Below are 13,042 nucleotides of genomic sequence, written 5' to 3'. Positions count from 1 at the left end.
GCACGGGTCAGGCCGAGACGCGCTTTTGTGCGGGATACACGTAGGGCGCCTTGTTCCGTCGTTGCGCCAACTGCGCGCGCCCCGCGCCGGCGGCCAGGTGTCGCTTGGGTCCGACGGCCCATGGCGGATCCGTTTCCGCCCCGGACGCGTCGAACAGCGCGGCGGCCTTCGCCGACAACCGTCTACAGGCCGCCTCGTCGCCCAACTGGGCGTGCGCGCGCGCCTCGTGCGAGGCCAGCAACGAGCGCAGCACGGTCGGCGCCGAGGCGTCGGCCCCGGCGTCGGCGAGCCGGATCAGCCGCAGCGCGTCCAGGCCGTTGCCGCCGCGCATGAGGTGATAGCTCAGACAGGACAGGATGTACGCGCCCAGGTTCGGGTCGCCCGCGAGGCTGGACGCACGCAGACCGGCGAGCAGATATTGCTGGCCCTGCGCCCGCTTGCCGTGATCCGCGGCCAACCAGCCCGCGAGTTGCGCCAGTTCGGCGATGGCCCCGTACAGCCGCCTGGCGGTCGGTGCGTCGAAGGACGCGTTTGTGGTCAGGTGTCGGGCCCACCGCAGCTCGTGCACCACCCAGTTCAGCACGAGGGCGCAGTTCTGCGCGTCGCCGAGGCGGCGCAGCCGGGCGATCCGGCCGAAGAGCATGTCGATCATCTCGGGGTCCAGCTCGGCGCCCTCCGTCCGGGCGGAAGCCGGTCTGCTCTCGGCGGTCAGCCAGTCCACGGCGAGCAGGACCAGGCCCGCGCCGGGCACCAGGAAGGGCGCCTGCAGTTGTTCCTCGTCGTCCTGCTCGACGAGCGGACGGAGGATGCGGTCGACGTGCTCCTCGGACCACGGCGGGCTCAGTCGGAGGTCGCTGTCGTTTCCCGTCGATTCCGCCTCGGGAAAACGCTGCGGCCAGATATGGCGGATTTCGACCACGCGGCCGAGACTCTCCGATAAAATCGTCGCCACGAAGCCGGGTACCCGCCCCCGCGGATATGCTCCCTTGATCCAACCGTACGGCGCCTTGAGGCTGACGGTGCCATCCCCGTACCGTCGATTGATTTCTCGGGCCAAACGCTCCGGAGTCCACTGCAGGATTTCCAGAGATATTGCGAGTCGAGAATCTTTCCCCATCGGTGCATCTCCCCCTTGAAACGCTCCTTTGAGTGTGCGGCCGGATGCCGCCATGATATGGATCAAGATTGTCACACCTGTGGCATCAAAACGCCACAGCGCGCTTCCGCGTCTTATATGGTTCAGCCGGCCGACCGGCGGCCGACGGGGGGCCGCGCCCCCTGCGGAGAGTCGCGAAGATCGGCTCGGCGGGCCAACGCCGCAGGCGCCCGGATCCGTCGAGGCGGGCTGCCCGGGTGGGGCCGCCGCCCACCGCCTCGGGTCCCGTCGATACCCCTGACCTGCATGGGAGTCGGCTCCTCGGGGGCCGGTGCGCGGCGGGCCGGAGCGCTCGACCGGGGTGGACGGCGCGGTTCGCGAACGTCACCCAGCGGGGCCGGCGTGGGGGTGTCGAGGGGGCCGCCGGCTCATTCTCGCTCTGAGATGAACGGCCGGATCCCGCCGGTCCGGATCCGGGTGCCCCGGTTGGGCCGGCGACCGGAACGACCGCCTCGCACCGCGTGATTCCCTCGCGTGAGTGCGGGTGGTCGAGTACCGCCCGGTGCAGCCGCGGCCACACCCCCGCGTTCGTCCACACCATGAACCGACGATGAGCCGTCGGCGACGCCACCCCGAAACACGCCGGCAACTGCCGCCACGCACACCCACTGGTCAGCACGAACACCACCGCCGTGAACACCGCGCGCTCCTCCACCGGCGCCCGACCACCCCCCTGCCGCCGCACCCCGAACCCGGGCAACAACGGAACCACCAACTCCCACAGACGATCCGACACCAACCGCCCCGACAGCGCATCACCCACCACCACGGGGCGGGCGCACCACCGGACAGGTGACCCCATATGAGACACAAGCCCGCCGCCGCGGACGCAACTCGGCCCGTTCGGAGGTGCTTTGGGATCCGGGGGTGATTTTCGGAGACGATGTCACATATAGGTAGATGACGGCACCATCCATTTCGGATGGTGCCGTCATCTCCCGTCTACGGGCCTGCTCCCGTGGCTACTTGCTGCCCCAGGAACCGATCCGCATAACTTCCTTCACGAGCACGTCACGAAAGGTCGGAACACCCTTTGTGGTGAACACAGCGGTGACCGTTCGGACATGCTCGTTCTCGGTCACCTCGCGCAGGAGGGAATGCGCCAGGTCGATGCGCGAGGTATACAGACCCGGCGTCTCCGGCGCGGCGAAGTGGTAATCGGTGAGCGTGTCCGTGTTGTAGAGCGCCGACGGCCGGATGATCGTCCAGTCCAGATCGGTCGCGCGCACGATCTGCTCCATGCGAAGCATGTCCGCGTAGAGCGTGCGACCGATCCTGGTCAGCGTCGGATAGATCATCCGCCGATAGAGGAAGGACTCCTGGAGCGGCTTTTCCCCGGCCGACGAAGGAGAGCTGACCGCAAGCAGTCGAGAACTCACACAGGCCAACCGCTTGACGCCGTGCGCGGACATCGCGTCGGTGATATTGGTGAGCCCCCGGGAAAGCACCGTGACGGGCTCTCGCCCATAGGGTATTCCCAGGATGGAAATGATCGCGTCCTGCCCGATCACCGCCTGCTCGACCGCGTCCTTGTCGAATACGTCCGCGCCGACCGTCCGCAAAAGCGGGTCGCTCAGCGGAAAACTGTCGGGCCGGCGGACGACGGCGGTCAGCTCGTGACCATCGGCGATCGCCAGTTCGGAGAGGCGTCGTCCGGTCGAACTATTCGCTCCGAATACAGCGATCTTCATAGGCTTTTCTCCATCTCGGCAGGGTGGGCGCGGCTCCGACTTTTGTGGATTTCCGGCGGACGCCGGCGGACTACGGCTTGGTGGCGGTGAACAGACCGAACGGCGGGTTCGCCACGAAGTCCGCCCAGTAGCCCTTCGTCGACACGCCCGCGACGTGTCCCGGGGCCAGATTCGGCCGGCGCCGGATGTCGACCAGACCGGCTCGGGCCATGGCCTCCTCGGTGATACCCGCGGGCCAGAAGAATCCGTCGAAGCCGACCGGCGGTTCGACATCCATCTGAATGTGGATGACCTGGAGGTCCCCGTGCTTTTCCTTCGGGGTGATGGACAGGCCGTAACGCGGGTAGACCGACATCTTCTCGATGTCGATGTCCGGGTTGGAGCACAGCGCCACCATGGTGCCGCCGGACTTGAGGTTCCGGGTGCAGCGCAGAACCATCTCGTAGTACTCCTCGACGTCCTTGGCGTGCACGAACGCCCAGATCGGCGCGACGACGTCGAACTCGCCGAGCACGGGCAGCTGCGCGGCGTCCCAGACGTCGAACGTGATGCCCAGCGGGTCCTTCTCCTCGACCTCCCGGGCACAGTCGATCATGCTCTTCTCGATGTCCACACCGACTACGTGCTCGGCGCCCAGACGCTTGAACAGGCGCGAGTAGTAGCCGGTGCCGCAGGCGACGTCCAGCACCGACTTCCCGGTCAGATCGGGAAGGCCCCCGAGCAGTGTCTCCCGTTCGACGAAGGCGTAAGGAAGGTTCTTCACGCTGTCGTACTGGGTGCTCGAGGCCTGGTACTGCTCGCTGATCCTGTCGAGGTGGACGGTCTTCTGCATCATCCTTGACCTTTCTTGGGAACAGCACGGTTCTTGGGCACAGCACGGTGAACCGACCGAAGTCGGACCCCCGACCTCCATGGCGCGGAGGACATCAGGAGAAGATCTTCTGGACCTTCCGGGACACCCATTCGCTCACCGTCACGGTGTCGAAACGATCCACCGCGGACGATTCGGAGAACGGCTGCATGGGCTCGATCGAGGCGTCGTAATTGGGCAGGTAGAAATACGGCATGGTCAGCCGGGAAGTGGTGTCCCCAGGCTCCGGATTGACCACCCGGTGCATCGTCGACACCCAGCGGCCACCGGTCCACAGGGCCATCAGGTCGCCGAGGTTCACCACGAAACTCCCGGGAATGGCGGAGACATCGCGCCATTCGGTGCCCTGGAGCACCTGGAGTCCCTTGCGGTCGTCCTCCATGTGCAGGACGGTGACGCTGCCGAAGTCGGTGTGCGGACCCCGGCGCAACTGTCCCGGCAACGGCGGCTCGATTTGCGGCGGGTAATAGTTGACCGCGACCGACGAACCGTGGTGGTCGTGCTTGTCCTCGAAGAAGTCCTCGTCCAATTCCAGGGCCAGGGCCATCAGTCGCATGAGATCCGCACACAGATCCCCGACCACCCGCATGTATTCCTGCCAGGTGGACCGGAAGTCCGGCGGATTCTTCGGCCAGATGTTCTTGTGGGTCCAACTCGCCCACTCGTCGCCGAGTTGCCCGCGTTCCTGGTCGCTCAACTCGCCGGTGACATGCGCGGCGAAGGTCTCGCACAGGTCCGGCGGGGTCTGTAGATCCAGGCTGCGGGCGAGGGTGCCGCCGGCGCGGCGATATCCGGAGACCCCGGGGCGATTCGCGATGAGGTCCTTCTCCTCCTCCGGGAGTTTGAAGAAGGAATTGGTTCGGTCGAACATGCGGTCGATGAGTTCCCGGGGCACCCCGTGACCCACGATGATGAAGAACCCGGAACTCGAACACGCATTGCCGATCGCCTTGGCGATGGCTGCCCGCCCGCGAGCCGTGTCCCTGGACGATAGGTCGATGACCGGCACGAAACCGTCGGCCACGGTGACGGTCGACTCGTCACTACCCACGGGATACTTCCTCTCCGACTCTGTGACTCTCCGCCTCTGTGAGTCTTTGACTTCGATGACTCCGACGCGGTGAATCCTTGACGTTTCCATGATGTTTCGCCGACTTTCCCGAACACTCGGCCGCGATCGGCGCCACGCTTTGACACTAGGCGGGGTCGCCGGTGCCGGCCATGTCCGGCAGCAAAATCTGTCAACTCATCCGGACCCGGCCGAATTTCGCGCTCGATTTCGCGAAAAGCCAACGACAGATGGCCGATCCGCGCGATGAACAACCCCCGCGAGGGAGGCGGTTCATCGGCGGATCGGCCGCTGGAAGGAATGGGCCCCTCCTATGCGCTACGCGTCGGTAGCGAACAACTTCTGTATTTTTCGTGACATCCACTGCCCGGCCGTCACCGTGTCGTATCGGTCGATGGCGCGCGTCTCCCGGAAGGGACGCATCGGCTCGATCGGCGCGTCGTGGTTGGGCATGTAGAAGAACGGGATGGTCAGTCGGGACGAGGTGTCCCCGCGCGCGGGGTTGACCACCCGGTGCATCGTCGACACCCACCGCCCGCCGGTCCACAGGGCCATCAAGTCGCCGATGTTGACGACGAACGTGCCCGGGATCGCCGGGACGTCACGCCACCTCGTCCCGCCCTGGAGCACCTGGAGGCCGCCGCGTTCGTCCTCCTGGTAGAGCACGGTCAGCCCGCCGAAGTCCGTGTGCGGACCCCGGCGCAGCTGACCCGGCAGCGGCGGTTCCAGTTGCGGCGGGTAGTAGTTGACCGTGACCGACGAGCCGTGGTGGTCGAACTTGTCCTCGAAGAAGTCCTCGGCCAACCCGAGGGCCAGGGCGAACAGCCGCATGAGGTCCGCGGACAGCTCCCCTATCACCGCCATGTACTCCTGCCAGACCGGCTTGAAGTCGGCGGGTTCCTCGGGCCAGATGTTGGCCAGCGTCCAGGTCGCCCACTGATCGCCGAGCCGACGACGCTCCTCGTCGCCCAACTCGCCCGTGGTGTGCGCGGAGAAGGCTTCGCACAGGTCCGGAGGCGACGTTCGACCGATGCTGCGCGCGGTCGTGCCGCCCATCCGGCGGAAGCCGGATACGCCGGGGCGATTGGCCACCAGGTTCTTCTTCTCGTCCGGCAACGTGAAGAAGCCGTTGGTCGCCGTGTACATGCGGTCGACGAGATTCGCCGGGACACGGTGGTTGACGATGATGAAGAACCCGGAATCCTCGCACGCTCCGCCGATGGCGTCGGCGATCGCGGCGCGCCCCCGGGCGCTGTCCCTCGAAGACAAGTCGATGAGCGGCACGTAGCCGTCCACCACGGTGACCGGTGACCGATCACAGTCCATGACCAATCTCCTTCCCAGCCGCTGCTCTCTCGGTATTCCTCAGGAACCCACTTCGACGCTCGGGACCGCCGTCTCCGGTTGCGGGCTCGGCGCCGTCTGCCTGCCGCGGGAGATCAACCCGACGGCGAGCGCGCCGACGGCGAGCACACCGAAGGCCACCCAGAGCGCCACCGAATATCCGTGCACGATCCCGGACTTCACCGCGGCCTTACCGTTTCCGTGGTCGTCCAGGTAGGACGAGGTGACACTGGTCTGAATCGAGTTGAACAGGGCCGTACCGAGCGCGGCGCCCACCTGCTGGACCGCGTTGTACGCCGCGGACGCGATTCCCGCCTCGTGCCAACCGACGTCGACCATGGCCAGGTTCGTGGCCACCGCGAGCAGGCAGCCGAGGCCGATCCCGGTGAGGATCTGCGCGGGAACCAGGTACGCCATGAACACGTGCGAGCTGTCCGCTTCGAGCTGGGTGAGGATCAACAACCCGGCCGCGGCGGAGAGCAGGCTGAAGACGATCAGGAATCGCGGGGCGACCCGATTGTGCAGCTTCGCGGCGATCAGCATGGAGCCGATGATCGTGCTGACCGCGTTCACGAGCAGCGACATGCCGGTCTTCACCGGCGAATACCCGAGAATCGTCTGCGAGTAGTAGCTCATGAACAGGTAGAAGCCGTAGATCGAAATGAACATCACCCACACCGACACGAAGGCCGCGCCGCGCACCTTGTGCAGGACGATGTGCAGGGGCATCAGCGGGTTCTTCGACTTCGTCTGCACGCCCACGAACAGGGCCAACAGCACGATGCCGCCGAACAGCAGGAGCAGGACCAGCGGGTCGTCCCAGCCGCGCGGCTCGGCCTGGGTGAACGCGTAGACCATCGCAACCAGACCGCTGGTGCTCAGCAGTACGCCGGGCACATCGATCGTGCGCAGGCTGCCGCTGGGTTCGTCGCGCAGGATCAGCGGGACGCCGGCCAGCGCGATCAGGCACATCGGGATGTTGATGTAGAGGCACCAGCGCCAGTCGGCGTATTCGGTGAGCAGACCGCCGGCCACCACGCCGAGGGCGGCGCCGCCCGCGCCGACCGCGGCGAACACGCCGAAGGCCTTGCCGCGCTCGACCGCGTCGGTGAACGTCAGGGTCAACAGCGAGAGCGCCGCCGGGGCGAGCAGTGCGGCGAACAGCCCCTGGGCGGCGCGTGCCCCGACCAGGGTGCCCACGTTCTCGGCGAGGCCGCCGACGGTGGAGGCGACCGCGAAGCCGAGCAGGCCGATCGCGAACGACCTGCGGTGGCCGAGTACGCCACACACACGTCCGCCGACGAGCAGTAAGCCGCCGAAGGCCAGCGCGTACGCCGTGATCACCCAGTGTCGGTTGGCGTCCGACATGCCCAGGTCCTGCTGTGCCGAAGGAAGCGCGATGTTCACGATCGTCGCGTCCAAAACGATCATCAACGTGGCCAGGCTGATTACCGGGAGGGTCCACCATCGCTTGTTCGACTGCGCTGGGGACTCGAAGGCTTCCTGCTGAATGTCCGTCACAACCAACTCGCACTTCGGTCTAGGTACTCGAACATTGGTCTAGTAGTCGACGAGCGTACTACAGCCCGACGCGCGGTAACGCTCCGAATCCGCGCGCCCGACAGCCCGCGCGGAGCCGTCCGAAGGCACCAACTGCCTTTTAAATCAAGGTGGTTCACCACCAGCGCCAAATTTCGAATCGACCAGGCGGCGGCGCGGGTCACCCCTTCGTGGGGGAGCCGGTTCGTCCTCGCCGGTGGCGGGCCGTCACCATGGAGAGGCGGTGCGCGGTCGGACCCGACCGGCACCACACCCGGGCCCGCGCCCGCGCGAATCGGGGCTTCGGCTTCCGTTTCCCGGGGCCTCGACCCCGGAATGCACGACAGCGGAGCGGAAGCAGGCACGACCCGCAGTGATACGTTGTGCGCACCTTTATCGAGGCGGCCACGTGAATATGGAGGTGAAGGTCATCGTAGATAAAGAGCAGAATTCGGGTAGCCACGCCGGCCGGAGCGTAGGCAATGTCTGGCTGCGCCCCTCACGCGGAAACAAAAGCGGTGAGCCACCACTCACCCGGGCCCGCATCATTCAGGCGGCCGTCGCCCTGTTGGACGAAGAGGGAATGGAACGGCTGACGATGCGTCGGCTGGCCGAAAAGCTTCAGGTGGGCGCGACCACGCTCTACTGGCACGTGGCGACGAAGGACGACGTCATCGACCTGGCCGTGGACGCGATCTTCGGCGAGGCACCGGTCCCGACCGGGCACACCGCGAGCCCCCGGGACGATATCGCGGCACTGATCAACGATTGGCGCCAGGCGATGTTGCGCCACCCGTGGGCAGCCACGGTGCCCTCGCGGCAGCGCCCGCTGATAGGCCCGAATTTCCTGACCTGGATGGAATTCCTGCAATCGGCACTGCTCCGTGCCGGGCTGGCCGAGAATCGACTGAACCCGGCGACCTGGGCACTCTATAACCATGTGATGGGCGCGACCGCCACCCAATCCAGCCTCCAGCTTTCACCGGAGGAGACCCGGATCGGCCAGGAATACCTGGAAAGCCAACGCGACTGCTATCCGACCGTCGCCGCCCACAACTACATCGCCGACACCGACTGGGACCACAGTTTCGCCGTCGGCCTCGAATTCCTGCTCGACGGAATGGCAACCCACGTCGACTCCTGACCGCGACCGGCCGGCCCGTCCCCCCGGCCGCCCGCGCCGCACCAGAGCCCCCCACTCGAACGGCACCCCTCGCCCCGCCCCTGGGCATACGACACGTGCGGACCGAGACAAGTCTCGATCCGCACGTGTCATGTACAACCTGTGGGCAATGAAGTTCGCCGATGTTCCTCGGTGTCCGAGGGGGGACTTGAACCCCCAAGCCCTTTCGGGCACTAGCACCTCAAGCTAGCGCGTCTGCCAATTCCGCCACCCGGACGAGTGGTGCGCGGGGGTTGCGCCCCGCGTGCATGGCAAGGATAGCAAGGTTCGGGAGAGCTTTGCGACACGGTTACCTGTTGGTTGGTTTGGCCGGATCCGATGGGTGGTTTGTGTCGATCGGGTCGTGGGGTGTGGGTGTGGGTGTGGGCGCGGCGGGTGAACATTCCTGGGAAGCGTGCACAGCGCTGCCGTCGGGTGGGTCTCCGGCGGTGTCGGTGGGCGGTATCCATCCCGGGAGGGGAACCCCATGCAGCTCGGCAGGCCGATGGCGACGGGTGAGGTCGTGGAGCGGACACGACGGGACAAGGGGGTCGTCGGCGCGGCGGCGACCGGGTCCGGGGACGGGCGGGAGCGCGGCGAACGCACCCTCTCGGCGCCGCCGGCCGAGGTGCCGTCGGCGGCCGGCGGGCGATGATCGGCCGGCGGCGGCTGCCCGAGGAGCGGCCGGGCGTCGCGCCCGTGGGGTACAAGGTCGCCGGGCTGCTGCTGTCGGTGGACGGTGATCGGGCCGCTTTCGCCGGGGTGTCGATCGGGCGGAGCCGGGCGTACGAGGTCGACGCCGAGGCGCACTGCGCGTACGGACGGCGGCACGCCCCACCGGCGCCGCGCTGCGACTGCGGGTTCTACAGCCTCGCGGACCGGGCGGAGGCGCGCGCCCTGATGTGCGTCACCGAGTATCGGCACGCGGCGCTGCTGCGGGTGGACGTGCTCGGCCGCTACATCCGGTACGAGCGCGGCTTCCGGTCCGGCCGGCAACGGGTCACCTCGGTGTGGGTGGGCGCGTGCCGGTGCGGCAATCCGGCCGAACTCCTCGTCGACGCCGGTACCGGGGTGGTGGGCCGACGCGGCTTGGTCGGCAGCTGTACCGCGTGCGCGGTCGGGCGGGTGGGTATGTCGTTCGGCTCGTACGCGCGCCTGGCCGACGTGCCGGTGGCCGCCGACGCGAGCCCCTATGTACCGCGCGGCGGAGACGACCTCGTCCCGCAGCTGGTCGCCGAGGTCACCCTGCTCCAGGCCCGACTCGACCGCTGCCAGGAACAACTCGGCCGGCTGCTCGGGGCGGATCCCGAGTGACCGGGCCCGAGGAGGCGCCCGACCCCGGCCTGCGCGCGCTGCTCGTGGGCTGGGCGCTGTTCCTCGGCACGGTGGTCCTGGTCGTGGTCGACTGCACCGTCGTGCTCGCCGGCTACTGGAACGCCACGAACGACTGCATGGAGCGTTGGGGCTGCCGGGAGCCGACCGTCGGTCCGGCCGACGGCTCGCTGGTGGCGTTCGGCACGAGTCTGCTCGCGCTGCTTATGGCCGCCCTGTCGATGGCGCTGCCGGGATGGACGCCGCGCGCGGTGCGGCGGTGGCTGGGCCTGGTGACCGTGGCCGGCCAGGTGATCGGGATCGTGGTCGTGGTCGACGCCACGGGCTGATCGGGAAGCAACCACCCGGCCCGTCTGTTCTCGCTCGTGTGACCGAGACGGTGAACGCGACGAGGACATCGGCTGGGGCGGCTCCCCGGCCCGCGGGCGGGGCTTCGGCCGGGACGGACCGCGCGGCGGTGGACGTCGTGGTGATCGGCGCCGGACAGGCCGGTCTCGCCGCGGCCTACCATCTGCGTCGGTCGGGGCTGTCGTTCGTGGTGCTCGACGCCGACGAGGGGCCGGGCGGGGCGTGGCGGCACCGCTGGCCGACCCTGCGGATGGAGGCCGTACACGGCATCCACGAGCTGCCGGGGATGGCGGTGCCGGACATCGACCCGACCCGGCCCGCGTTCCAGGCGCTGCCGGAGTATTTCGCGGCGTACGAGGCGGCTTTCGAACTCGCGGTCGTACGGCCGGTGGTGGTGCGCGCGGTGCGGTCGGGGGCGGGCGGCGAGGCGGCGGCCGGGGGCGGTGAAACGGCGTCCGCCGGCGTGGCCCGTGGCTCCCTCGACGTCGGCGCCTCCCCCGCCGAGGTGCTGACGGTCGAGACCGATCACGGCGTCTGGACGGCGCGGGCCCTGATCAACGCCACCGGGACCTGGCGGCATCCGTTCATCCCCTACTACCCGGGAGCCGGCGAGTTCCGGGGCCGGCAACTGCACATGGCCGACTATCGCGGCCCGACCGAGTTCGCCGGGCAGCATGTGGTCGTGGTCGGCGGCGGCACGTCGGCGATCCACGCGCTCGCCGAGATCGCCGAGGTCGGCACCACCACGTGGGTGACCCGACGGCCGCCGGTGTTCCGCGAGGGCGACTTCGACGCCGAGGTCGGCCGGGCCGTGGTGGCCCGGGTGGAGGAGCGGGTCCGGGCGGGGCTGCCGCCGGAGAGCGTGGTGAGCGTCACCGGGCTGCCGCCGACCGCCGCCGTGCGGGCCGCGCGCGAGCACGGGGTGCTGACCCGACTGCCGATCTTCGACCACGTCACCCCACTCGGCGTGGCCTGGGCCGACGGCACCGAGATCCGCGCCGACGCGATCGTGTGGGCGACCGGATTCCGGGCGGTACTGCGGCACTTGGCGCCGCTGGACCTGCGCGAGCCGGGCGGCGGCATCCGGATGGAGAGCACCCACACCGCGCGCGACCCGCGCATCCACCTTGTGGGGTACGGTCCTTCGGCGAGCACGATCGGCGCCAACCGGGCCGGCCGGGCCGCCGTACACGACCTGAAGGCACTGCTCTCCACCGAGAGCAAAGCTCACATCGCGGCCTGACCCGGAGCCGGTCCGCGAGCCCGGGGCACGTGCCGGCACAGGTGCCCGTACACGTATCACCGTACGTGTCGAAGCTCCCGTCGACGTCACCCTCCGCACACACAAAGGATCTTGCACCGGCGACGCCGATGCGGCATAACAATGATCACGCAACCGGTGGGAGACCAGGTGCCGCAGGATGTGCTGTTCTCGATACCGTTCGAGGCCCCGATCAGTCCGTACCTGGACCACGCCCGAAGCCGCCACCTCGACTGGGTCCGCGAACGCGGGCTGATCCGCACCGAGGACGGCATGCGCGAATACATCGCGTGGGATCTGCCGGAAGCGGTCGGCCGCACCTACCCGTACGCGTCCGCCGACGATCAGTTCCTGTTGATGAACTGGTTCGCGCTGGCCTTCCTGTTCGACGACGACTGCGACACCGGCCCCGGCACCGAGGCATATTCGCGCACCGACGCCAAGTCGAGCCCGGACGGCGCCGCCGCCCTGCGCCCCCGCTCCCCCGAACGCCCGGACCGCGTCGCGGAGATCGCCCGCGAGCTGATCACCATCCCGTTCCGCGAACCCGGCACCCCACCCGACCTGGTCTCCCCGATCACGCTGGCCTGGTCCGAGGTGTGGGCGTCGATGTCCGAGGGCACCTCGGTGACCTGGCAGAACCGATTCGCGGCGAATTGGGCCAGATTCCTGGCCGCGCACGCGTCCGAGATGCGGATGAGCGAGTCCCGCGCGGTGCCCGACCTCGACTCCTACCGGGTGATGCGCCGCAACACCGCCGGCATCCCGCACTCGCTCGACGCGATCGAGCGCAGCCGCCGCTTCGAGGTGCCCGCGCAGATCCAGGCACATCCGCTGATGCGCCGGCTGCGCGAGGCGGCGACCGACACCATCGCGTACATCAACGACATCCAGTCGCCGGGCCGTCGGGGCCGCCGGGTCGCCTCGCACAACCTCGTCGCGGTGCTGCGCGATCGGCTCGACTGCTCGTACGACGTCGCGCTACGCGAGGCGACCCGGATGACCTACGAACAACTCGACACGTTCATGACGCTCCAGGCGTACATGCCGCAGATCTGCGGCGAACTCGGCCTGGGCACCGCCGATCGCATCGCGGTGGAGATGAGCGTCGAGGGCATGCGCAACTGGATCCGCGGCTACTACGACTGGGGCCTGCACTCGGGCCCGTACACCGTGCCGGACGTCGTAGCGGACGAGCCGATGCACGGCCGTGCCGAGGAGTCCGCCGACCCGACAACCGCTCCGCTCCGTAGTCGAACCGCCTGACGC

At 68.3% G+C, this 13,042-nt stretch carries 13 protein-coding genes and 1 tRNA gene; 6 read left to right on the top strand and 8 right to left on the bottom strand.

The genetic code is table 11. The features are described 5' to 3' along the window. Nucleotides 1-7: 7 nt before the first annotated feature. The 7 genes from ACFXKZ_RS05760 to ACFXKZ_RS05730 form a co-directional block, all read right to left on the bottom strand. Nucleotides 8-919 carry a hypothetical protein gene (locus ACFXKZ_RS05760; protein ID WP_379996746.1) on the bottom strand — a complete coding sequence of 304 codons (912 nt, stop codon included), beginning with the start codon at nucleotides 917-919 and terminating at the stop codon, nucleotides 8-10. A 283-nt stretch (nucleotides 920-1,202) separates the two neighbouring features. After that, nucleotides 1,203-1,958, bottom strand: a complete 756-nt coding sequence (locus ACFXKZ_RS05755) for a transposase (protein ID WP_379996744.1) — start codon at nucleotides 1,956-1,958, stop codon at nucleotides 1,203-1,205. A gap of 160 nt (nucleotides 1,959-2,118) precedes the next feature. Continuing rightward, on the bottom strand, nucleotides 2,119-2,847 hold the full coding sequence (locus ACFXKZ_RS05750) for an NAD(P)-dependent oxidoreductase (protein WP_379996742.1): 729 nt from the start codon (nucleotides 2,845-2,847) through the stop codon (nucleotides 2,119-2,121). 70 nt (nucleotides 2,848-2,917) lie between these two features. Beyond that, entirely contained in the window at nucleotides 2,918-3,682 is a 765-nt protein-coding gene (locus ACFXKZ_RS05745) for a class I SAM-dependent methyltransferase (protein WP_379996740.1), read from the bottom strand. Nucleotides 3,683-3,773: 91 nt separating this feature from the next. Beyond that, nucleotides 3,774-4,769, bottom strand: a complete 996-nt coding sequence (locus tag ACFXKZ_RS05740) for an isopenicillin N synthase family dioxygenase (RefSeq protein ID WP_379996738.1) — start codon at nucleotides 4,767-4,769, stop codon at nucleotides 3,774-3,776. A gap of 336 nt (nucleotides 4,770-5,105) precedes the next feature. Further along, nucleotides 5,106-6,113: an isopenicillin N synthase family dioxygenase gene (locus tag ACFXKZ_RS05735; RefSeq protein WP_379996736.1), complete on the bottom strand. Its 1,008-nt coding sequence runs from the start codon at nucleotides 6,111-6,113 to the stop codon at nucleotides 5,106-5,108. Nucleotides 6,114-6,152: 39 nt separating this feature from the next. After that, nucleotides 6,153-7,652 (bottom strand): MFS transporter, encoded by a 1,500-nt coding sequence (locus ACFXKZ_RS05730; protein ID WP_379996734.1) that lies wholly within the window; start codon nucleotides 7,650-7,652, stop codon nucleotides 6,153-6,155. Nucleotides 7,653-8,085: 433 nt separating this feature from the next. Here ACFXKZ_RS05730 and ACFXKZ_RS05725 point away from each other — a divergent pair, with 433 nt between their 5' ends. Then, nucleotides 8,086-8,814, top strand: coding sequence for a TetR/AcrR family transcriptional regulator (locus ACFXKZ_RS05725; RefSeq protein ID WP_126639629.1), 729 nt, complete (start codon nucleotides 8,086-8,088; stop codon nucleotides 8,812-8,814). 172 nt (nucleotides 8,815-8,986) lie between these two features. On the opposite strand, the gene ACFXKZ_RS05720 is transcribed toward ACFXKZ_RS05725, so the two are convergent. Beyond that, a tRNA-Leu gene (locus ACFXKZ_RS05720) sits at nucleotides 8,987-9,070 on the bottom strand. A gap of 249 nt (nucleotides 9,071-9,319) precedes the next feature. On the opposite strand from ACFXKZ_RS05720, the gene ACFXKZ_RS05715 reads away from it, so the two are divergent. The 5 genes from ACFXKZ_RS05715 (at nucleotide 9,320) to ACFXKZ_RS05695 (ending at nucleotide 13,039) form a co-directional block, all read left to right on the top strand. Continuing rightward, nucleotides 9,320-9,487, top strand: coding sequence for a hypothetical protein (locus tag ACFXKZ_RS05715; protein WP_379996732.1), 168 nt, complete (start codon nucleotides 9,320-9,322; stop codon nucleotides 9,485-9,487). Continuing rightward, nucleotides 9,484-10,146: a hypothetical protein gene (locus tag ACFXKZ_RS05710; protein WP_379996730.1), complete on the top strand. Its 663-nt coding sequence runs from the start codon at nucleotides 9,484-9,486 to the stop codon at nucleotides 10,144-10,146. Before ACFXKZ_RS05715 ends, ACFXKZ_RS05710 begins: the two co-directional genes overlap by 4 nt. Next, nucleotides 10,143-10,493 (top strand): hypothetical protein, encoded by a 351-nt coding sequence (locus tag ACFXKZ_RS05705; RefSeq protein ID WP_379996728.1) that lies wholly within the window; start codon nucleotides 10,143-10,145, stop codon nucleotides 10,491-10,493. The genes ACFXKZ_RS05710 and ACFXKZ_RS05705 overlap by 4 nt, the downstream gene beginning before the upstream one ends. A 128-nt stretch (nucleotides 10,494-10,621) precedes the next feature. Next, nucleotides 10,622-11,755 carry an FAD-dependent oxidoreductase gene (locus ACFXKZ_RS05700; RefSeq protein ID WP_379996726.1) on the top strand — a complete coding sequence of 378 codons (1,134 nt, stop codon included), beginning with the start codon at nucleotides 10,622-10,624 and terminating at the stop codon, nucleotides 11,753-11,755. Nucleotides 11,756-11,923: 168 nt separating this feature from the next. Next, nucleotides 11,924-13,039, top strand: coding sequence for a terpene cyclase (locus ACFXKZ_RS05695; RefSeq protein ID WP_379996724.1), 1,116 nt, complete (start codon nucleotides 11,924-11,926; stop codon nucleotides 13,037-13,039). The last annotated feature ends 3 nt before the right edge of the window (nucleotides 13,040-13,042 follow it).

Origin of the sequence: Embleya sp. NPDC059237, from assembly GCF_042754105.1 — a bacterium.
Classification (GTDB): Bacteria; Actinomycetota; Actinomycetes; order Streptomycetales; family Streptomycetaceae; genus Embleya.
Note: the sequence above shows the minus strand (reverse complement) of the source record. Positions and strands in the feature narration are given on the sequence as shown.

What these genes read in the sequence shown, in the direction of transcription:
- ACFXKZ_RS05755 (WP_379996744.1), bottom strand. Translation starts at nt 1,958, where the DNA reads ATGGGGTCACCTGTCCGGTGGTGCGCCCGCCCCGTGGTGGTGGGTGAT.
- ACFXKZ_RS05750 (WP_379996742.1), bottom strand. Translation starts at nt 2,847, where the DNA reads ATGAAGATCGCTGTATTCGGAGCGAATAGTTCGACCGGACGACGCCTC.
- ACFXKZ_RS05745 (WP_379996740.1), bottom strand. Translation starts at nt 3,682, where the DNA reads ATGATGCAGAAGACCGTCCACCTCGACAGGATCAGCGAGCAGTACCAG.
- ACFXKZ_RS05735 (WP_379996736.1), bottom strand. Translation starts at nt 6,113, where the DNA reads ATGGACTGTGATCGGTCACCGGTCACCGTGGTGGACGGCTACGTGCCG.
- ACFXKZ_RS05725 (WP_126639629.1), top strand. Translation starts at nt 8,086, where the DNA reads ATGGAGGTGAAGGTCATCGTAGATAAAGAGCAGAATTCGGGTAGCCAC.
- ACFXKZ_RS05715 (WP_379996732.1), top strand. Translation starts at nt 9,320, where the DNA reads ATGCAGCTCGGCAGGCCGATGGCGACGGGTGAGGTCGTGGAGCGGACA.
- ACFXKZ_RS05710 (WP_379996730.1), top strand. Translation starts at nt 9,484, where the DNA reads ATGATCGGCCGGCGGCGGCTGCCCGAGGAGCGGCCGGGCGTCGCGCCC.